This window comes from Streptomyces exfoliatus (genome assembly GCF_000725545.1).
Lineage (GTDB): Bacteria > Actinomycetota > Actinomycetes > Streptomycetales > Streptomycetaceae > Streptomyces > Streptomyces exfoliatus.
On record NZ_JNZP01000019.1, the window covers coordinates 48,357 to 67,617 of the forward strand.

The 19,261-nt window shown below is 70.9% G+C and carries 18 protein-coding genes; 6 read left to right on the top strand and 12 right to left on the bottom strand.

All coding sequences use genetic code 11. The annotated features are described in order from the left end of the window. The first annotated feature begins 31 nt into the window (after window positions 1–31). Complete coding sequence (locus tag IO20_RS0123310) at window positions 32–1,207, top strand: serine hydrolase domain-containing protein (protein ID WP_030550980.1); 1,176 nt, start codon at window positions 32–34, stop codon at window positions 1,205–1,207. Here IO20_RS0123310 and IO20_RS0123315 read toward each other — a convergent pair. Then, a complete protein-coding gene (locus IO20_RS0123315; protein WP_245685016.1) occupies window positions 1,189–1,764 on the bottom strand; it encodes a hypothetical protein in 576 nt (191 codons plus the stop codon). The genes IO20_RS0123310 and IO20_RS0123315 overlap by 19 nt on opposite strands. Before the next feature lie 136 nt (window positions 1,765–1,900). Then, window positions 1,901–3,337 (bottom strand): gamma-aminobutyraldehyde dehydrogenase, encoded by a 1,437-nt coding sequence (locus IO20_RS0123320; protein ID WP_030550984.1) that lies wholly within the window; start codon window positions 3,335–3,337, stop codon window positions 1,901–1,903. A gap of 190 nt (window positions 3,338–3,527) precedes the next feature. On the opposite strand from IO20_RS0123320, the gene IO20_RS0123325 reads away from it, so the two are divergent. From IO20_RS0123325 to IO20_RS0123340, 4 genes are all read left to right on the top strand, one after another. Beyond that, window positions 3,528–4,034: an Lrp/AsnC family transcriptional regulator gene (locus IO20_RS0123325; RefSeq protein WP_037629050.1), complete on the top strand. Its 507-nt coding sequence runs from the start codon at window positions 3,528–3,530 to the stop codon at window positions 4,032–4,034. Between the two features lie 2 nt (window positions 4,035–4,036). Next, window positions 4,037–5,407: an aspartate aminotransferase family protein gene (locus IO20_RS0123330; protein WP_030206463.1), complete on the top strand. Its 1,371-nt coding sequence runs from the start codon at window positions 4,037–4,039 to the stop codon at window positions 5,405–5,407. A 204-nt stretch (window positions 5,408–5,611) separates the two neighbouring features. Beyond that, entirely contained in the window at window positions 5,612–6,340 is a 729-nt protein-coding gene (locus IO20_RS0123335) for an ABC transporter ATP-binding protein (RefSeq protein ID WP_030550987.1), read from the top strand. Beyond that, window positions 6,322–7,473: a hypothetical protein gene (locus IO20_RS0123340; RefSeq protein ID WP_030550990.1), complete on the top strand. Its 1,152-nt coding sequence runs from the start codon at window positions 6,322–6,324 to the stop codon at window positions 7,471–7,473. The genes IO20_RS0123335 and IO20_RS0123340 overlap by 19 nt, the downstream gene beginning before the upstream one ends. A 450-nt stretch (window positions 7,474–7,923) precedes the next feature. Here IO20_RS0123340 and IO20_RS0123350 read toward each other — a convergent pair whose 3' ends face one another. The 10 genes from IO20_RS0123350 to rpsB all read right to left on the bottom strand — a co-directional run bounded on the left by IO20_RS0123350 (window position 7,924) and on the right by rpsB (window position 18,515). Then, window positions 7,924–8,571 carry a dihydrofolate reductase family protein gene (locus IO20_RS0123350; RefSeq protein ID WP_030550992.1) on the bottom strand — a complete coding sequence of 216 codons (648 nt, stop codon included), beginning with the start codon at window positions 8,569–8,571 and terminating at the stop codon, window positions 7,924–7,926. Window positions 8,572–8,689: 118 nt separating this feature from the next. Further along, entirely contained in the window at window positions 8,690–9,718 is a 1,029-nt protein-coding gene (locus IO20_RS0123355; RefSeq protein WP_030550994.1) for an ABC transporter ATP-binding protein, read from the bottom strand. Next, window positions 9,718–11,331, bottom strand: a complete 1,614-nt coding sequence (locus IO20_RS0123360) for an ABC transporter permease (RefSeq protein WP_030550995.1) — start codon at window positions 11,329–11,331, stop codon at window positions 9,718–9,720. Before IO20_RS0123360 ends, IO20_RS0123355 begins: the two co-directional genes overlap by 1 nt. A gap of 38 nt (window positions 11,332–11,369) precedes the next feature. Beyond that, window positions 11,370–12,464, bottom strand: a complete 1,095-nt coding sequence (locus IO20_RS0123365) for a thiamine ABC transporter substrate-binding protein (RefSeq protein WP_030550996.1) — start codon at window positions 12,462–12,464, stop codon at window positions 11,370–11,372. 223 nt (window positions 12,465–12,687) lie between these two features. Then, window positions 12,688–13,800: a dual-specificity RNA methyltransferase RlmN gene (rlmN, locus tag IO20_RS0123370; RefSeq protein ID WP_030550997.1), complete on the bottom strand. Its 1,113-nt coding sequence runs from the start codon at window positions 13,798–13,800 to the stop codon at window positions 12,688–12,690. A gap of 171 nt (window positions 13,801–13,971) precedes the next feature. Next, window positions 13,972–15,075 (bottom strand): phosphatidate cytidylyltransferase, encoded by a 1,104-nt coding sequence (locus IO20_RS0123375; RefSeq protein WP_030550998.1) that lies wholly within the window; start codon window positions 15,073–15,075, stop codon window positions 13,972–13,974. Next, window positions 15,075–15,632: a ribosome recycling factor gene (gene frr / locus IO20_RS0123380; protein WP_030206433.1), complete on the bottom strand. Its 558-nt coding sequence runs from the start codon at window positions 15,630–15,632 to the stop codon at window positions 15,075–15,077. Before frr ends, IO20_RS0123375 begins: the two co-directional genes overlap by 1 nt. 94 nt (window positions 15,633–15,726) lie before the next feature. Then, the gene (gene pyrH, locus IO20_RS0123385) at window positions 15,727–16,491 is read right to left on the bottom strand and encodes a UMP kinase (protein ID WP_030551000.1); all 765 of its coding nucleotides are present in this window, start codon (window positions 16,489–16,491) and stop codon (window positions 15,727–15,729) included. Between the two features lie 164 nt (window positions 16,492–16,655). After that, the gene (gene tsf / locus IO20_RS0123390; protein ID WP_030551002.1) at window positions 16,656–17,492 is read right to left on the bottom strand and encodes a translation elongation factor Ts; all 837 of its coding nucleotides are present in this window, start codon (window positions 17,490–17,492) and stop codon (window positions 16,656–16,658) included. 102 nt (window positions 17,493–17,594) lie between these two features. Continuing rightward, window positions 17,595–18,515, bottom strand: a complete 921-nt coding sequence (gene rpsB, locus IO20_RS0123395) for a 30S ribosomal protein S2 (RefSeq protein ID WP_030551004.1) — start codon at window positions 18,513–18,515, stop codon at window positions 17,595–17,597. 254 nt (window positions 18,516–18,769) lie between these two features. Between rpsB and IO20_RS0123400 the strand changes: the two genes are divergently transcribed. Then, the gene (locus IO20_RS0123400) at window positions 18,770–19,219 is read left to right on the top strand and encodes a peptidoglycan DD-metalloendopeptidase family protein (protein ID WP_030551006.1); all 450 of its coding nucleotides are present in this window, start codon (window positions 18,770–18,772) and stop codon (window positions 19,217–19,219) included. The last annotated feature ends 42 nt before the right edge of the window (window positions 19,220–19,261 follow it).

Sequence of the window (19,261 nt, forward strand, 5' to 3'; positions counted from 1 at the left end):
AGAACGAGGGCTCACATCACAGGAGTTGACCATGAGGAAGTCCACCCGCACGCTGCTCGCCGCGACGCTGGCCCTGGGCGTCGCCGCGGGACCGGCGCTGACCCCGGCCTTCGCGGCGCCGGGCCCGGCGGCGGCCGCGTCCCAGGCACCTCGCACGACGAGTCCGGACCTGAGCGCGGTCATCGCGGGCCTCCCCCGCGCCGACGCCACCGCCGCGCTCGTCCGGGTCGGCGGCACCGAGGGTTCCTGGCAGGGCAGTTCGGGCGTCCACGACCTGGAGACGAACGCCCCCGCGGACCCGGCCGCCCGCTTCCGGGCCGGTTCGGTGACGAAGGTGTTCACGGCGGCGACCGTCCTCCGGCTGGTCGCCGAGGGCCGGATCGACCTGGACCGCACGGCCCGCTCGTACCTCCCGGATCTGATCCCCGGCCGCTACGCCACGGTGACCGTCCGCCAGCTCCTGAACCACACGCACGGCATCCCTGCCGCCGACTTCGAGGGCGAGTCGGTGGAGGAGTGGTACGCGAACCGCTTCCGGGTCCACTCCCCGGAGGCGATGGTCCGTTCGGCGACGGCGAAGCCGCGCGAGTTCCGGCCGGGCACCCGGCAGCACTACCTGAACATCGGCTACACGGTCGCCGGCCTCATCGTGGAGCGGGTGACGGGCGCCTCGTACGAGAGCCAGGTGGAGCGCCTCGTCCTGCGCCCGCTCGGCCTGCGGGACACGTACCTGCCGGGCACGGCCGCCGAGATGACCGGGCCGTACAACCACGGCTACCAGACGATGCGGCTCGACGACGGGACGACCGGCCTGCGGGACGTGTCCGTCTGGGGGACGACGGACGGCTGGGCGGCGGGCGATCTGGTGTCGACCACCGCCGACCTGGAGCGGTTCACCCGGGAGCTGTTCGCGGGCCGGGTGGTGCGCGGGCCGCTCCTGGAGGAGATGTTCACGCTGCCGCGGGTGCCGGACGTGAAGACCGGCGCCCCGGCCGCGTACTCCGCCGGCCTGTCGATGAAGCGGCTCGGCGGGCGTGAGGTCTGGGGCAAGACGGGCGGCCGCTGGGGCTACAACGCGGCCGTCGCCTCGACCCGCGACGGCGCGCGCACCCTCGTCTACAGCGTCAACTCCACCGACGCCAAGGGCCAGGACATGAACCCGACGGCCCTCGGCCTGATGGTGGCGGCCTACGGCCTGCCGGACTGAACGGTCCCGGTCCCGCTCTCGGTCCTGGTGCCGGTCCAGGACTCGGTCCCGGTCCCGGTCTCCAGCCGCTTGATCATCCGGCGTACGTGGAGCAGCGGCAGGATCCCGATGACGCCGAAGGACATGTCGATGACCGACCACCAGAAGGGGATGTCCCTGAGGGGGCCGCAGATCAGGGCGAGCGGGATGATGCCGACGCAGGCGATCATGCCGAACTCGACGACCCAGATGTTGCGGACGGGGTCGCGGTAGGCGCCGTAGAAGGCGACGGCGATGACGAGATGGGCGAAGGCCAGCCAGTCGGTGCCGTAGAGCAGGTACGGGGACTGCTCGTCGGCGGTCTCGAGCCCGCCCCGCACCCGGTCGATCCACTCGGCGAGCCCGGGGAGGAGTTCGGCCGCGGGCGCCGCCCAGCCGTCGAGCGCGTCGTCGAGGAGGCGGAGTTCGGTGACGAGCGGGAAGGCGGTGATCCCGCTCAGGACCAGACAGACGACGAAGACGATCAGCCAGACGCGTATGCGTCGAAGAAGGGCTCTCGGCCCGTTCGTGTCGCTCATGATCACAGCGTACGCCTTTTATGAACGTGTTCAAAACCCGGGTGCACGGGTCCGCGGACGGCCCGTCGAGCGAACGACCGCGGCCCCGACACCCTGTCGATCAGGATGTCGGGGCCGCGGTGGCGGGGCCGGAGGATCAGCCCAGGGAGGTCATGACGTGCTTGATGCGCGTGTAGTCCTCGAAGCCGTAGGCGGAGAGGTCCTTGCCGTAGCCGGACTTCTTGTAGCCGCCGTGGGGCATCTCGGCGACCAGCGGGATGTGGGTGTTGATCCACACACAGCCGAAGTCGAGCGCCTTGGACATGCGCATCGCGCGCGCGTGGTCCTTGGTCCAGACGGAGGACGCGAGGGCGTACTCGACGCCGTTCGCGAACTCCAGGGCCTGCGCCTCGTCCGTGAAGGACTGGACGGTGATGACCGGGCCGAAGACCTCGTTCTGCACGATCTCGTCGTCCTGGGTGAGGCCGGAGACGACGGTCGGGGCGTAGAAGTAGCCCTTGTCGCCGACGCGGTGACCGCCGGCCTCGACCTTGGCGTGGGCCGGGAGGCGCTCGATGAAGCCGGCGACCTGCTTCAGCTGGTTGGCGTTGTTGAGCGGGCCGTAGAGCACGTCCTCGTCGTCCGGCCGGCCGGTCTTCGTCTCGGCGGCGGCCTTGGCGAGCGCGGCGACGAACTCGTCGTGGATGGACTCGTGCACGAGGACGCGGGTGGCGGCCGTGCAGTCCTGGCCGGCGTTGAAGTAGCCCGCGACCGCGATGTCCTCGACGGCCTTGTCGATGTCGGTGTCCTCGAAGACCACGACGGGGGCCTTGCCGCCCAGCTCCAGGTGGACGCGCTTGACGTCCTTGGACGCCGACTCGGCGACCTGCATGCCGGCCCGGACCGAGCCGGTGATGGAGGCCATCGCCGGGGTCGGGTGCTCGACCATGGCCTTGCCCGTCTCACGGTCGCCGCAGACGACGTTGAAGACGCCCTTGGGGACGATCTGGCCGATGATCTCCGCCATCAGGACGGTCGACGCGGGGGTCGTGTCCGAGGGCTTGAGGACGACGGTGTTGCCCGCGGCGAGCGCCGGGGCGAACTTCCACACGGCCATCATCATCGGGTAGTTCCACGGCGCGACCTGGGCACAGACGCCGACGGGCTCACGGCGGATGATCGAGGTCATCCCCTCCATGTACTCACCCGCGGACTTGCCCTCCAGCATCCGCGCCGCACCGGCGAAGAAGCGGATCTGGTCCACCATCGGCGGGATCTCCTCGCTCGCGGTGAGGGCGACCGGCTTGCCGGTGTTCTCGACCTCGGCGGCGATCAGGTCCGCGGCGCGCTCCTCGAAGGCGTCCGCGATCTTGAGGAGCACCCTCTGGCGCTCGGCCGGGGTGCTGTCTCGCCAGGCGGGGAAGGCGGCCGCGGCGGCCTCCATGGCGGCGTCGACGTCGGCCTGCCCGGAGAGCGGGGAGGTGGCGTACACCTCGCCGGTGGCCGGGTTGACCACCTCGATGGTGCGGCCGTCGGCCGCGTCGCGGAACTCCCCGTTGATGTAGTTACGCAGCCGGCGCAGCTCGGTGGTCACTTGCCACCCCTCCTGTCACGTTCTGTCGTCGCACGTCCTTGTGCGGTGTCCCGATGGGCGAGACACCTCAGCCTAGTCGCTCGACTGACGCTTTCAACAGCCCCGACCCCCCTCAACTTCGGATTCAGTGAGATCGGGACCCGCTGACAACGAATTACATCACTCCGGGCTTGCGCGACAGACAATCTCGGTGCACAGTGAAGTCGTGGCCAGTCGAAGCACAGACTCCAGAACCGGAAGCGGTTCCTCCCCGACGATCGACGCCGTCTCCCTGGCGATCATCGAACAGCTCCAGGAAGACGGGCGCCGTCCCTACGCGGCGATCGGAAAGGCCGTCGGCCTCTCCGAAGCCGCCGTGAGGCAGCGCGTCCAGAAGCTGCTCGATCAGGGCGTCATGCAGATCGTCGCCGTCACCGACCCGCTCACCGTGGGTTTCCGACGGCAGGCGATGGTCGGCATCAACGTCGAGGGTGACCTGGATCCGGTCGCGGAAGCGCTCACGGCCATGGCCGAATGCGAGTACGTGGTGATGACCGCGGGCTCCTTCGACCTCATGGTGGAGGTCGTCTGCGAGGACGACGACCACCTGCTGGATGTGATCAACAAGCGCATCCGCACCCTCCCCGGCGTGCGCTCCACCGAGAGCTTCGTCTACCTCAAGCTCAAGAAGCAGACCTATATGTGGGGAACTCGATAATCGTGACCCAGTCCCGAAGCGACCTCTCAAAGACCGCGTACGACCACCTGTGGATGCACTTCACGCGCATGTCGTCGTACGAGAACTCGCCCGTTCCCACCATCGTGCGTGGTGAGGGCACCTACATCTTCGACGACAAGGGCAAGCGCTACCTCGACGGTCTCGCGGGTCTCTTCGTGGTCAACGCCGGACACGGCCGCGAGGAGCTGGCCGAGGTCGCGTACAAGCAGGCCAAGGAGCTCGCGTTCTTCCCCGTGTGGTCGTACGCGCACCCCAAGGCCGTCGAGCTCGCCGAGCGTCTGGCCGACTACGCCCCCGGTGACCTGAACAAGGTGTTCTTCACCACCGGTGGCGGCGAGGCCGTCGAGACCGCGTGGAAGCTCGCCAAGCAGTACTTCAAGCTGCAGGGCAAGCACACCAAGTACAAGGTCATCTCGCGTGCGGTCGCCTACCACGGCACCCCGCAGGGCGCCCTGTCCATCACCGGTCTGCCGGCCCTGAAGGCCCCCTTCGAGCCGCTGGTCCCCGGCGCGCACAAGGTGCCGAACACCAACATCTACCGCGCCCCGATCCACGGCGACGACCCCGAGGCCTTCGGCCGCTGGGCCGCCGACCAGATCGAGCAGGAGATCCTCTTCGAGGGCGCCGACACCGTCGCCGCCGTCTTCCTGGAGCCGGTGCAGAACGCCGGCGGCTGCTTCCCGCCGCCGCCCGGGTACTTCCAGCGGGTCCGCGAGATCTGCGACCAGTACGACGTGCTGCTCGTCTCCGACGAGACCATCTGCGCCTTCGGCCGCCTCGGCACGATGTTCGCCTGTGACAAGTTCGGCTACGTGCCCGACATGATCACCTGCGCCAAGGGCATGACCTCGGGCTACTCCCCGATCGGTGCCTGCATCGTCTCCGACCGCATCGCGGAGCCGTTCTACAAGGGCGACAACACCTTCCTCCACGGCTACACCTTCGGTGGCCACCCGGTGTCCTCGGCGGTCGCGATCGCCAACCTGGACATCTTCGACAAGGAAGGCCTGAACCAGCACGTCCTCGACCAGGAGGGCAACTTCTTCGACACCCTGAAGAAGCTGCACGACCTCCCGATCGTCGGCGACGTCCGCGGCAACGGCTTCTTCTACGGCATCGAGCTCGTCAAGGACAAGGTCACCAAGGAGTCCTTCACGGACGAGGAGACCGAGCGCGTCCTGTACGGCTTCCTCTCCAAGGCGCTCTTCGAGAACGGCCTGTACTGCCGTGCCGACGACCGTGGCGACCCGGTCATCCAGCTGGCCCCGCCGCTGATCGCCGACCAGGGCACCTTCGACGAGATCGAAGGCATCCTGCGCTCGGTGCTCACCGAGGCGTGGACCAAGCTCTAAAGGGTCCCCCCAGCATCACGCCGCCCTCACGGCGTGACCCCGGCCCGGGCATGCCTCCATCCGAGTGGATGGAGGCGGCCCGGGCCGTGTGCTGTCCGTATGAGCGGATCTGAATCCTTACGGTGCCCAGTGACCGACAGGCCCGTCCTTCGTTCCCCCGGACGGGGGAAAGCGAGTATCGGATCCGACATCGAGGTGTACGCGATGGCCCCACCGGACAACGACGTGCTCTGGGCGCGTTCCCTGCACTGCGCCCTGGGCGGCTCTGACGCGCTCAGCGGCGTCTCGCTCGGCGTCCGCGAAGGCGAGATCCTCGCCCTCGTCGGACCGCGCGGCAGCGGCAAGACCACCCTCATGCGCTGCCTGTCCGGCCAGCTCCTCGCCCAGCAGGGCGAGGTCTGGTTCAACAGCAGCCCCGTCCACACGCTCGGCCCCGCCGACCGCGAGCGGCTCCGGCGCGACCGCTTCGGCTGGATCGACCCCGAGCCGGGCCTCGTCCCCGAACTCACCGGCTGGGAGAACACCGCCCTGCCCCTGCTGCTCCGCGGGGTCTCCCACCGGGCCGCGAAGACCGCCGCCATGGAGTGGCTGGAGCGCCTCGACATCGGCGCCTGCGCCCGCAAACGGCCGCACGCCCTCACCCACTCGCAGCGCCAGCGCATCGCCATCGCGCGCTCCCTGGTCACCACCCCCACGGTGCTCTTCGCGGACGAACCCACCGCCACCCTGCACCGCGCCGACGGCGCACAGGTCCTGCGCACCCTGACGGCCGCCGCCCGCTCGCACGGCATCACCGTGCTCCTCGCCACCCACGACGGCGAGGTCGCGGCGCTCGCCGACCGCACGGTCGCGCTCCTCGACGGACGACGGGTCGGCGCCGTACCCCCGGCGTCAGGGGCGGAGGGCGTCGCCGCGTGCTCTCTCTCCGTCTAGCCCGCGGGGCCCACCCCCTCGTCCTGACCCGCCGGCTCCTCGTCGCCGCCGCGGCCGCGGGGGTGGGTTTCCTGCTGCTCTGCACCCTCGGATACGCCGTCGGGCACCCCGAACGGTCCTCGGCGTCCGTGCTGCGGCTCCTCTGGTGCGTCCTGCCGCTCGCCGCCACCGTCCAGTTCGCCGTCGCGGTGGCCCGCACCGACCCCGCCACCCGCCCCAGGCCCGGACTCTCGGCGGTCGGCCTCGGCCCCGCCCGCCTCACGGCCATCGCCGCCGCCTCCACCGCCGTCGCCTGCACCCTCGGCTCCATGGTCGCGCTGCTGTTCTACCTGCACCTGCGCGGCGACATCACCGGCCTGCCCTTCGACGGGGCCGCCGCCGAACTCCTCGCCGCCGACCAGCCGATCCCGCTCGCGGCCGCCCTCACCCTGCTCGCGGTCCTCCCGATCGCCGCCGCCACGGCCGCCGGCCTCGCGCTGCGCCCGCGCACCGCGCCCGCCCCGGCCGAGGGAGCGGCGAAGCCGGTGCCCTCCGGCCTGCCGTGGGGCGTCGCCCTGGTCGCGGTCGGCCTGGCCGTCGAGACGTACGCGGGCCGCGGCGGCTCCGGGAGCGCGCTCCCGCTGCCGGGACGCTTCGACGGCAACCCTGCGGGCGTCCTGGCCGGCTGGGTCCTCACCGCGATCGGCCTCGCGATGGCCGGCCCCGGCATCACCCACGGCTGCGGACGCCTCCTCCAGGCGGTCCGGCCCGGCGCCACCCGACTGCTCGCAGGCCGCGTCCTGATGGACGAGTCCCGCCGTATCGGCCGACCGCTCGGCGTGGTCAGCGCGGTGCTCTCCGGCACGCTCGCGGCGGCGGCGCTGTACGACTCGGACGCGAGCTCCGACGCGTTCGGCCCGCTCACCAGCCTCGGCGCGGCCCTGATCCTCGGCTGCACCACGGCCACCCTCCTGACCGCCGCCCTGGAATCCAAGCAGGGCCGTGCCCACACCACCGAGGCCCTCCTGCGCATCGGCGCCCCTCCGACGGTCCTGCGCACCGCGGCCCTGATGCGGGCGGGCGTCCTGCTCGCGGTCTTCGTCCCTCTGACCTGGGCGGTGGCGGAGCTGGCCGCCCTGCCGCTGACGGGCTGAAACCCCGCACCAGGGGTCGTCCCACCGCCCGCGGCCCGCTCGAACGGGTGGACTCGATCGGCGAGATCCCGGACGGGCGGGAACGCCGCACGAAGGCGTCGCCGGTCTCCGCCGCACGGCGGAGCGGGACCGGCTCCCGGGCCGACGCCCCCCCGGGGCCCGGCGCCGGGACGCTCGGAGCATGACTCCGAAGAGACTCCTGGCCGACTGGCCGACCTGGGCCGGTCCCGCCGCCCTCCTCTGGTCACTGCTGTACGCGACGGGCGCGGCCCTCGCCGCCCTCGGGGCGATCAGCACCGGTCTCGCCGACCACGCTCCCTGGGTGGCCGCCGTCGCCTACGGCGGCTTCTCCTGTTACGGCCTCGCCCTGGCCCGCGCGACCCTCGCCTACCAGCGCGCGGCCCGCGCAGCGTGCGGACGGTGCACCCCCTGGGCACGCGGGCCTCCGGCTCACTTCCGCCAGTACAGGTGGTGGATCACCCCGCCGCTCGGACTGGGCACGACATCGCGGTGGAACCGGTCGAGCAGCTCGTCGGGCGACTCCCAGAGCCGTGCCCCGGAGCCGAGCTTCACCGGCGCGACCGCGACGTGCAGGGTGTCGACGAGGTCGGCGTCGAGGAACTCCCGGACGGTGGTCGCCCCGCCGCCGAGCCGGACGTCCTTGCCTCCCGCCGCCTCCCGCGCCCGGTCGAGCACCGTGGCCGGGTCGGCGTCGACGAAGTGGAACGTGGTGTCGGAAAGGGTGAACGAGGGGCGCGGGTGGTGGGTCAGGACGAACACCGGCGTGTGGAACGGCGGCTCGTCGCCCCACCAGCCGAGCCATTCGTGGTCCTGCCAGGGCCCGCGCTGGGGCCCGAACTTGTTGCGACCCATGATCTCGGCACCGATGTTGCGGGAGAAGTCCCGCGTGAAGTAGTCGTCGAGGCCACGGCTGCCCCCGGAGTCGGTACGCATGGGCCAGCTCGCCGTGGCACCGGCCCAGGAGAACATCTCCCCGGGATCGGCATGGCCGAACGGCCGCTCGAGGCTCTGGCCCTCACCGGCACCGAACCCGTCGGACGAGACCATGAAGTTCTGGACTCTGAGCAGTTGGCTCACGGCTTTCCTCCTGAGTGGCCGACACGCGTGGTCGACGAAGAGACGACCGCACACCCATGAGACTCCCCGGGCGGAGAAAACTCATCGCACCCGCCACCGGTGTCACCCGCTCGTGCCGCTACGGGCCGTCGTCCCCCAGCACCACCACGTCCTCCGCACGGAACGCCACCCCCACCCCGGCGCCCTCCTCCGGCACCTCCCGCAGCGGAAGCTCGGCGTCCAGCGGCGGGCCGTCCGCCGGGCGCAGCCGCACGGCCACCCGGCTGCCCCGGAACGTCCGGGACTCCACCGTCCACACCGGCGCCCCCTCGGCCGGTGCGAGCCTGACCCCGCCCGGCCGGACGAGGAGCCGCCGCTCGCCCTGCGGCGAGCCCTCCGGCACCGGGACCTTCCCCCACACCGTGTCCGCGACCGTGCCGCTCACCCGCGCCGCCACCACGTTGTCGAAGCCCAGGAAGCGGGCCACGAACTCCGTCGCCGGCCGGGACCACACCTCGACGGGCGCACCCGACTGGGCGATGCGCCCGTCCCGCATGACCACCACCCGGTCCGCGAGCGCGAACGCCTCGCCCTGGTCGTGGGTGACCGCCAGGACCGTCGTGCCCAGCCGTCCGAACAGCTGCCGCAGCTCCACGACGAGCCGCTCGCGCAGCCCCCGGTCGAGCTGTCCTAGGGGTTCGTCCAGCATGAGCAGCCGGGGCCGGGGCGCGAGCGCCCTGGCCAGCGCGACCCGCTGCTGTTCGCCGCCGGACAGCGCGGCGACGGAGCGCCGTTCGGCCCCCGGCAGGCCGACGAGGTCGAGCAGCTCCCGGACCCGCTCGGCCCGCTCGGCCTTCCCGTCCCCGCGCATCCTGAGGCCGAAGGCGACGTTGCCGCCGACGTCCCGCTGTGGGAACAGCTGATGGTCCTGGAACATCAGGCCGAGGCCGCGCCGGTGCGTCGGCACCCCGCTCTGGTCGGCGCCGCCGAGCAGCACCCGGCCGCGGTCGAGCGGCTGGAGCCCCGCGACGGCCCGCAGCAGCGTGGACTTGCCGCTGCCGCTGGGACCGAGGACGCACACGATCTCGTGGTCGGCGACCTCCAGGTCCACGGCGTCGAGCGCGGCCCGGTCCCCGAACCGTACGGTCGCCCCGTCGAGTCTCAGCATCAGAACTCCCCCGTGGTGCGGTCGGTCCGGAGCCGTTCGAGCAGCAGCAGGGACACCGCGCACACCACCATGAGGATCGTCGAGAGGGCCATGGCCTGGCCGTAGTTGAGTTCGCCCGGCCGGCCGAGGAGCCTGGCCACCGCGACCGGAAGCGTCGGGCTGTCGGGCCGGGCGATGAAGACCGTCGCGCCGAACTCGCCGAGCGAGACGGCGAAGGCGAACCCGGCGGCGATGAGCAGCGCCCGCCGCACCATCGGCAGGTCCACCTCCCGCCAGGCCCGCCACGGGGACGCGCCGAGCACGGCCGCCGCCTCCCGCAGCCGCTCGTCGACCGCGCGAAGGACCGGCAGCATCGTCCGTACGACGAAGGGGACGCCGACCAGGGCCTGTGCGAGGGGGACGAGGATCCAGCTGGCCCGGAGGTCGAACGGCGGTTCGTCGAGGGTGATGAGGAAGCCGAAGCCGACGGTGACCGCCGAGACCCCGAGCGGCAGCATGAGCAGCGCGTCGAAGCCCCGTACGAGGCGCCCCGCCCTCCTGGTGAGGGCCGCCGCCGCGAGCCCGCCGATCAGCACCGCGATGCCGGTGGCGGCCACCGCGTACCGCAGCGAGTTCCCGATCGCCTCGAGCGGCGGTACGAGGAAGGTGCCGGACTCGTCGAGGGAGCCGAGCGCCCGGTAGTAACCGAGCCCGTACCCGTGCGGCCCGGCGAAGGAACGTTCCACGAGCACGCCGAGCGGCAGCAGGATCAGCAGCGCCACGGAGAGCAGGACGCCGCCGAGCAGCGCCCACTGTCCGGCGCCGCGCGGCCGCCGCGCGGTCCGCTCCGGCGGTACGAGACGCAGCGCGGTCTCCCGTCGCCGTACGGTCCGGGCGTGCACGGCCAGGATCGCGCCGACCGCCGCGAACTGCACCAGGGTCAGGACGGCGGCCGTCGGCAGGTCGAGCAGCCGCGCGGTCTGCCGGTAGATCTCGGCCTCCAGGGTGGAGTACGTGGTCCCGCCGAGGATCTGCACGACGCCGAAGGACGTGAAGGTGAAGAGGAACACCATCAGGGCCGCCGCCGACACCGCGGGCACGAGCGCGGGCAGCGTCACCGTGCGCCAGGCCGTCCAGCGGGACGCGCCGAGGACCCGGGCGGCCTCCTCCTGGCGCGGGTCGAGCTGGGACCAGAGGCCGCCGACGGTCCGCACGACGACGGCGTAGTTGAAGAAGACGTGCGCGAGGAGGATCGCCCAGACACTGGTGTCGAGCCGCAGCCCCCACAGCTCGTCCGTGAGACCGCCGCGGCCGACGAGCGCCAGGAACGCCGTGCCGACGAGGACCGTCGGCAGCACGAACGGCACCGTGACCACGGCCCGCAGCACGCTCTTGCCCGGGAAGTCGAAGCGGGCGAAGACGTAGGCGCCGGGCAGGGCGACGAGCAGCGTCAGACCGGTGGAGGCGAGCGCCTGCCACAGGGTGAAGCCGAGCACGTCGAGGATGTCCGGCCGGCTCAGCGTCTCGCCGATCCGCCCGAACCGCCAGGTCCCGTCGGGGCGCAGCCCCCGCTCGACGATCGACGCGACGGGCCAGGCGAAGAAGACCCCGAAGAACGCGACGGGCAGGGCCATGAGCCCCAGCCGCGCCGCGCTCCCCCGGAGGTCCCGCACTACTTCAGGACGAGCGACGACCACTGCTGGATCCACGCGTCACGCTTCTCGGCGATCTTCTCCGGCGCCATGGTCTCCGGCTTCTCGACGACCACACCGTGCTGCGTGAACAGCTCCGGCAGCACCGCGTCCTTCGCCACCGGGTTCACGAACATCTGGAGCGGCATGTCCTCCTGGAACTTCTTCGAGATCAGGAAGTCGATCAGCGCCTTGCCGCCCTCGGGGTTCTTCGCCCCGTTCAGCAGGCCCGCGAACTCGGTCTGCCGGAAGCAGGTGCCGGTGGAGACGCCGGTGGGCGCCACCTTCGGCTGCGGCTCGCCGTACAGCACCTCGACCGGCGGGCTGGAGGCGTACGAGACGACGAGCGGCCGGTCGCCCTTGGCCTGCTTGCCGCCGGCCGAGCCGGAGAACTCCTGGTTGTAGGCGAGCTCCCAGCTGTCGACGGTCTTCACGCCGTTGGCCTTGAGCTTCGTCCAGTAGTCCTGCCAACCGTCGTCGCCGTACTTCGCGGCCGTGCCGAGGAGGAAGCCGAGGCCCGGCGAGGACCGCTCGGGGTTCTCGACGACGAGGAGGTTCTTGTACGCGGGCTTCGCCAGGTCGTCGAAGGTCTGCGGCGGCGCCAGCTTCCTGTCGGCGAAGTACTTCTTGTCGTAGTTGACGCAGATGTCGCCGGAGTCGACCGGCGTGACCCGGTTCTCCTTGTCGAGCCGGTACTCCGCCGGGACCCGGTCCACGCCCTTGGCCTCGTACGGGACGAAGATCCCGTTGTCGAGGGCGCGGGAGAGCAGCGTGTTGTCGACGCCGAAGAAGACGTCGCCCTGCGGGGAGCCCTTGGTCAGGATCTCCTTGTTGACGGCCTCGCCCGCGTCGCCGGCCTTGAGGACCTTGACGGTGAGACCGGTCTGCTTGGTGAACTCCGCCAGCACCTCCTTGGAGGCGTTGAAGGAGTCGTGACTGACGAGGGTCACGGTCTTCGGCGTGGGCGCGCCGGACTTGCCGGCGGCGTCGCGGGCGTCCTCCGTGCCGCAGGCGGCCAGGGTGGTGACGCCGAGCGCCGCGACGATCGCGGCGGCAGCGGTCTTCTTGATGGTCACTGAGATTCCTCCTGGGTATGACCAGGAAGAGACGCGGCCCTGCCCACGACCGGCGGAACCGGACGCGGGCAGGGCGCAACAGCTTGAGTTAACGACCGAACTTCCTACCCAGAATGACCTGGGCAAGGTTCAGAGGGTCTGCGGTCCTACGGTGACCGCACTCTCAGCGCTGTGGCGCTCCCCTGTCGGAATATGGAGATGTGTTCGAGCTCAGAGTACAAGGTCAGCGTTCGGACGCCGCGAGCTGTCCACAGGCACCGTCGATCTCCTGACCGCGGGTGTCCCGCACGGTCACCGGCACGCCGTGGCGCGCGATGGCCTCGACGAAGGCCTTCTCGTCCTCGGGACGGGACGCGGTCCACTTCGAGCCGGGCGTCGGGTTCAGCGGGATCAGGTTGACGTGCACCCGCTTGCCCTTGAGCAGCCTGCCGAGCAGGTCGCCGCGCCAGGCCTGGTCGTTGATGTCCCGGATGAGCGCGTACTCGATGGAGATCCGGCGCCCGGACTTCTCCGCGTACTCCCAGGCCGCGTCGAGGACCTCGCGCACCTTCCACTTGGTGTTCACCGGCACCAGGGTGTCGCGCAGCTCGTCGTCGGGGGCGTGCAGCGAGACCGCGAGGCGGCACTTGAAGCCCTCGTCGGCGAAGCGCAGCATCGCCGGCACGAGTCCGACGGTGGAGACGGTGATCCCGCGCTGCGAGAGGCCGAGGCCGTCCGGCTCGGGGTCGGTCAGCCGCCGGATGGCGCCGACGACCCGCTTGTAGTTGGCGAGCGGCTCACCCATGCCCATGAAGACGATGTTGCTGAGCCGCGCCGGGCCTCCGGGGACCTCGCCGTCGCGCAGCGCGCGCATGCCGTCGACGATCTGGTGCACGATCTCGGCGGTCGACAGGTTCCGGTCGAGCCCGGCCTGCCCCGTCGCGCAGAACGGGCAGTTCATCCCGCAGCCGGCCTGCGAGGAGATGCACATGGTCACCCGGTCCGGGTAGCGCATGAGCACCGACTCGACGAGCGTGCCGTCGTGCAGCCGCCACAGGGTCTTACGGGTGGTGTCGTCGTCGCAGGAGATGTGCCGCACCACGGACATCAGGTCGGGCAGCAGCTCCCCGGCCAGCTTCTCCCGCGAGGCGGCCGGGATGTCCGTCCACTGGGCGGGGTCGTGCGCGTACCTCGCGAAGTAGTGCTGCGACAGCTGCTTGGCGCGGAAGGGCTTCTCGCCGATCGCGGCGACGGCCTCCTTCCGCTCCTCGGGAGTGAGGTCGGCCAGGTGCCGCGGCGGCTTCTTGGCTCCGCGGGGGGCGACGAAAGTGAGTTCTCCGGGCACGGGACGGGCCACGATCGGGTGTCTCCTCAGACGGCACGAGGTCTGGCATCCCCGGAAGACGGGGACCGCGGCATCGCGATGCCGGAGCCAGGAGACCTCACTGGAACATCCCCGCAGGGGCGAGGACGACGGAAGGGCCCGCGGCGCACGCGCCACGAGCCCTTCCAGAGTACCCGGTGTCCGTCAAGCCGTTCCGACGAACAGTGCGAGCAGCAGCCAGACCACCGGCGCCGTCGGCAGCAGCGAGTCGAGCCGGTCCATGATGCCGCCATGCCCCGGCAGCAGCGTTCCCATGTCCTTGATGCCCAGGTCGCGCTTGATCATCGACTCGCCGAGGTCGCCGAGCGTCGCGCTCGCCGCCACCGCGACACCGAGGACCAGGCCCTGCCACCAGACACCGTCGTCGATCATGAACTCCATGCACAGCGCGCCCGCCGCCATCGCGAACGTCACCGCGCCGACCAGACCCTCGCGGGTCTTGCCGGGACTGATCCGCGGAGCCAGCTTGTGCTTGCCGAAGCGCCAGCCGATCGCGTACGCCCCGGTGTCGCTGACCACCGTCAGGATCAGGAAGGTCAGCACCCGCTGCGCGCCGTCGTCGGCGGTCAGGAGCAGTGCCACGAAGGTCGCGAGGAACGGCACGTAGAACGCGGCGAACACCCCCGCCGTGACGTCCTTCAGATAGCCCTCGGGCGGTTCCGTCATGCGCCAGACGAGCACCGCGAGCGCTGTCAGCGCCATCGCCACCCAGGCGCCCTCGGCACCCCTGACGTAGCCGGCGACGACCATCGCCGCACCGCCGACCGCGAGCGGGACCAGCGGAGCCTTGATCGCCTTGCGTTCCTGGAGGCGGGAGGTGAGCTCCCAGAGCCCGACCACCACGGCGACCGCTATCACCCCGATGAACGCCGGCTTCCAGATGAACAGCGAGGCGATGATGACGGCGCCGAGACCGACCCCGACCCCTATGGCCGCACCCAGATCGCGCCCCGCGCTCTTCTTCTGCCGTGGCGCCGTCGGCGCGGGCGGCGGAGGCGGGGTGTGGCTGGGCATGGGCTCCTGCGGGTGCTCGTGCGGCGTCTCGTCACGGAACAGGGGACCGCTCGGGTGAGCGGCCCCCCGGCCGTGACCGTCCTGGAATCCGCCGGCGGGAACGTCGGGCACGATGGGCATGGGCCGAGTCTGCGCCGCCTGATGCCGATCGTATGCGGGACCCGCCGGGGCAGGCCCCTGGTCGGGTCCCCGACGGCCGGTGCCGCCCGGGGCCCCCCAGGAAGAGTCGTTCATCAGACCTCGAGCAGCTCGGCTTCCTTGTGCTTGAGCAGCTCGTCCACCTGCGCGACGTACTTCGCGGTGGTGTCGTCGAGCTCCTTCTCGGCGCGGCGGCCCTCGTCCTCGCCGACCTCGCCGTCCTTGACGAACTTGTCGATGGTCTCCTTGGCCTTGCGGCGGACGGCGCGGATCGAGATCTTCGAGTCCTCGGCCTTGCCCTTGGCGACCTTGATGTACTCCCGACGGCGCTCCTCGGTCAGCTCGGGGAACACCACCCGGATGATGTTGCCGTCGTTGCTCGGGTTGACGCCGAGGTCCGAGTCCCGGATGGCCTGCTCGATGTTGCGCAGCGCGCTCTTGTCGAACGGGGTCACCACGGCCATGCGCGGCTCCGGAACGGAGAACGACGCGAGCTGGTTGATGGGGGTGATGGCACCGTAGTAGTCCGCCACGATCTTGTTGAACATCGCCGGGTGCGCACGGCCGGTGCGGATCGCGGCGAAGTCCTCCTTGGCGACCACGACGGCCTTCTCCATCTTCTCCTCGGCCTCGAGGAGGGTCTCTTCGATCACCACATGCTCCTGCGTGTCGTCGCGTTGTGTCCTGCACGGTGTACGACCGGCAGGGCTCTGTCCATCCCCTTGCGGGGCGGTTCCCCGGTTCGGGTCAGGCCCGGGTGCCCTGGTCGCTCACGAGCGTGCCGATCTTCTCACCCTTCACCGCGCGAGCGATATTGCCCTCGGTGAGCAGTTCGAAGACGAGGATCGGGAGGTTGTTGTCCCGGCACAGGGTGATGGCGGTGGCGTCGGCGACCTTGAGGTCGCGGGAGAGCACCTCGCCGTACTCCAGCGCGTCGAACTTGACCGCGTCGGGGTTGGCCTTGGGGTCGGAGTCGTAGACGCCGTCCACGCCGTTCTTGCCCATCAGCAGGGCCTCGGCGTCGATCTCCAGGGCCCGCTGGGCGGCCGTGGTGTCGGTGGAGAAGTACGGCATGCCCATGCCCGCGCCGAAGATGACCACGCGGCCCTTCTCCAGGTGGCGCACGGCGCGCAGCGGGATGTACGGCTCCGCGACCTGGCCCATGGTGATGGCGGTCTGCACGCGGGAGTCGATGCCCTCCTTCTCCAGGAAGTCCTGGAGGGCGAGGCAGTTCATCACGGTGCCGAGCATGCCCATGTAGTCGGAGCGGGCCCGGTCCATGCCGCGGACCTGCAGCTCGGCGCCGCGGAAGAAGTTGCCGCCGCCGATCACGACCGCGATCTCCGCTCCGTCGCGGACGACCGCGGCGATCTCGCGCGCGATTTTGTGCACGACGTCGGGGTCGACGCCGAGCGCGCCGCCGCCGGCGAACGCCTCGCCGGACAGCTTCAGCATGAAGCGGCCGGACTTTTTGCCGTGGATGTCGTCGCCCTGGACGGCGGACTGGTTCATGGAGATCTCCTCGTGCACATACGACGAAGGCCATTGCCGGTGGGTCCTCGCGGTATCCCGTACGGCAATGGCCTCCTCGTCAGATCTGCGGTCGTCCTGCGCGGGCGCGGACGACTGCCTCAGACCCTACCGGGGTCCGGTGTCCGTCGCGTTCGCGAACGGACTCAGATGCCGACCTTGATGCGGGTGAAGCGCTTCAGGGTGACACCGGCCTCGTCCAGGATCTGCTGGACGGACTTCTTGTTGTCAAGGGCGTACGGCTGACCGAGCAGCGTCGCGTCCTTGAAGAAGCCGTTCACGCGACCCTCGACGATCTTCGGGAGCGCGGCCTCGGGCTTGCCCTCGGCGCGGGTGGTCTCCTCGGCGACGCGACGCTCGGTCTCGACGACCTCGGCCGGAACGTCCTCACGGGTGAGGTACTTCGGCGCGAAGGCGGCGATGTGCTGGGCGATGCCCTTGGCGACGGCGGCGTCGGCCTTGTCGAACTCGACGAGGACACCGATCTGCGGCGGGAGGTCCGGCATCGTGCGGTGCATGTACGAGAAGACGAAGCCGTCGGCGTACTGCGCGAAGCGGTCCAGGACGATCTTCTCGCCGAGGTTGGCGTTGGCCTCGTCGACGAACGCCTGCACGGTCTTGCCGGCCTCGATCTCGGAGGCGAGCAGCGCGTCCAGGTCGGCCGGGGAGGTGGCGGCGACGTGGGCGGCGAGCTTGTCGGCGACGGCCTGGAACTTGTCACCCTTGGCGACGAAGTCCGTCTCGCACTTCAGCTCGACGAGGACGCCGGAGGTGTTGTCGTCGGCGATGAGGGAGACCACGGCGCCGTTCTCGGCGGAGCGGCCCTCGCGCTTGGCGACGCCCTTCTGGCCCTTGATGCGCAGGGCCTCGACGGCCTTGTCGACGTTGCCGTCGGCCTCGTCGAGGGCCTTCTTGCAGTCCATCATGCCGGCGCCGGTGAGCTCGCGGAGCTTCTTGACGTCAGCGGCGGTGTAGTTCGCCATGAGTCTGTTTCTCTCTCGAAGTCTGAAAGATCGGGCGGGTCCACGGGTGGACGGCGGGGGCTTCGTGGGCCCCCGCCGTCGTCACCCGAAGGTCCTGAAGGGTCAGGCCTGCTCGGCGTCCGCGGCCGGAGCCTCGGTGGCCTCGGCAGCGGCCTCGGCCGGAGCCTCGGTGGCCTCGGCGGCCGGCGCCTCGGCGGCGGGGGCCTCGGCAGCAGCCTCGGCGACCTCCTCGGAGGCCTCCTTCTTCTCACCCTCGAGCAGGTCGCGCTCCCACTCGGCGAGCGGCTCGCCGGCGGCCTTCTCGCCCGGCTTCGAGTCGCCGGTCGCGGCGCCGGAGCGGGCGATGAGGCCCTCGGCGACGGCGTCGGCGATCACGCGGGTGAGCAGGGTGACGGAGCGGATCGCGTCGTCGTTGCCCGGGATCTTGTAGTCGACCTCGTCGGGGTCACAGTTGGTGTCGAGGATCGCGACGACCGGGATCTTGAGCTTGCGCGCCTCGCCGACGGCGATGTGCTCCTTCTTGGTGTCCACGATCCAGACGGCGCTGGGCACCTTGGACATCTCGCGGATACCACCGAGGGTCTTCTCCAGCTTGGCCTTCTCGCGCGAGAGCACGAGAAGCTCCTTCTTGGTGAGACCGGAAGCGGCGACGTCCTCGAAGTCGATCTGCTCGAGCTCCTTGAGGCGCTGCAGACGCTTGTAGACGGTGGAGAAGTTGGTGAGCATGCCACCGAGCCAACGCTGGTTGACGTACGGCATGCCGACGCGCGTCGCCTGCTCGGCGATGGCCTCCTGCGCCTGCTTCTTCGTACCGACGAACATGATGGAGCCGCCGTGCGCGACGGTCTCCTTGACGAACTCGTAGGCGCGGTCGATGTACGACAGCGACTGGAGCAGGTCGATGATGTAGATGCCGTTGCGCTCCGTGAAGATGAAGCGCTTCATCTTCGGGTTCCAACGACGGGTCTGGTGACCGAAGTGGACGCCGCTCTCCAGCAGCTCCCGCATCGTGACGACGGCCATGGCCGTATCTCCTTGGGTTTCTCGGTTGTGTTCCTGACGCCCCGGCGCGCCATGCCCACGAGGGACCGAAAGGCGCTGCCACCACCGATGAGGCGGTGGCGGGGCGTGCGAAGTCGACCCGGTGACCCGAGTCGCCATAGGAAGTGTACGGGACCCCGGGAGCGTCGGGTGACGGCCCTGTCCACAACCTGCGAGCAGTCCACAGATACGGTCCGGGGCCCGTCCGGACCGGTCGCGCCGGGGAGCCTCTTCCCATGCTCCTCACGACGCTGATCCTCACGCTCGGGCTGCTCTGGCCGGTGGGCCCGCCGCCGCCCGAGATCCTCCGCGGCTGGCAGCCCCCGGCCGGCCCGTACGCCCCCGGTCACCGCGGGGTCGACCTGGCCGCCGCGGCGGACGCCCCGGTCCTGGCCCCGGTGGCCGGGACGGTCACCTTCGCGGGGCAGGTCGGCGGACGCGGGGTCCTCACCCTCACCCTCCCGGGCACGGGCGCTCCCCCGCTCCGCACGACCTTCTCCCCGGTGGCGCCCCTGGTGAAGGCGGGCACCCAGGTCCGCGCGGGCACCCCCGTCGCCCGGGTGGCCCCGGGCACCCACTGCCCTCGGGCGTGCCTGCACTGGGGCCTCCTCAGAGGCGACCTGTACCTGAACCCCCTGCTCCTCGTCCCCCGCCCGCCGTCGCGCCTGCTGCCGCTCGGGGGATGACGAGGGGTCGCCGCCCTCCGCTCCGGGAGGGCGGCTGTGCGT

What these genes read in the sequence shown, in the direction of transcription:
- IO20_RS0123400 (WP_030551006.1), top strand. Translation starts at nt 18,770, where the DNA reads ATGCTCCTCACGACGCTGATCCTCACGCTCGGGCTGCTCTGGCCGGTG.
- IO20_RS0123360 (WP_030550995.1), bottom strand. Translation starts at nt 11,331, where the DNA reads ATGGCCCTGCCCGTCGCGTTCTTCGGGGTCTTCTTCGCCTGGCCCGTC.
- pyrH (WP_030551000.1), bottom strand. Translation starts at nt 16,491, where the DNA reads ATGAACCAGTCCGCCGTCCAGGGCGACGACATCCACGGCAAAAAGTCC.
- rpsB (WP_030551004.1), bottom strand. Translation starts at nt 18,515, where the DNA reads ATGGCCGTCGTCACGATGCGGGAGCTGCTGGAGAGCGGCGTCCACTTC.
- IO20_RS0123375 (WP_030550998.1), bottom strand. Translation starts at nt 15,075, where the DNA reads ATGAACGACTCTTCCTGGGGGGCCCCGGGCGGCACCGGCCGTCGGGGA.
- tsf (WP_030551002.1), bottom strand. Translation starts at nt 17,492, where the DNA reads ATGGCGAACTACACCGCCGCTGACGTCAAGAAGCTCCGCGAGCTCACC.
- IO20_RS0123355 (WP_030550994.1), bottom strand. Translation starts at nt 9,718, where the DNA reads ATGCTGAGACTCGACGGGGCGACCGTACGGTTCGGGGACCGGGCCGCG.
- IO20_RS0123335 (WP_030550987.1), top strand. Translation starts at nt 5,612, where the DNA reads ATGGCCCCACCGGACAACGACGTGCTCTGGGCGCGTTCCCTGCACTGC.
- IO20_RS0123315 (WP_245685016.1), bottom strand. Translation starts at nt 1,764, where the DNA reads ATGAGCGACACGAACGGGCCGAGAGCCCTTCTTCGACGCATACGCGTC.
- IO20_RS0123310 (WP_030550980.1), top strand. Translation starts at nt 32, where the DNA reads ATGAGGAAGTCCACCCGCACGCTGCTCGCCGCGACGCTGGCCCTGGGC.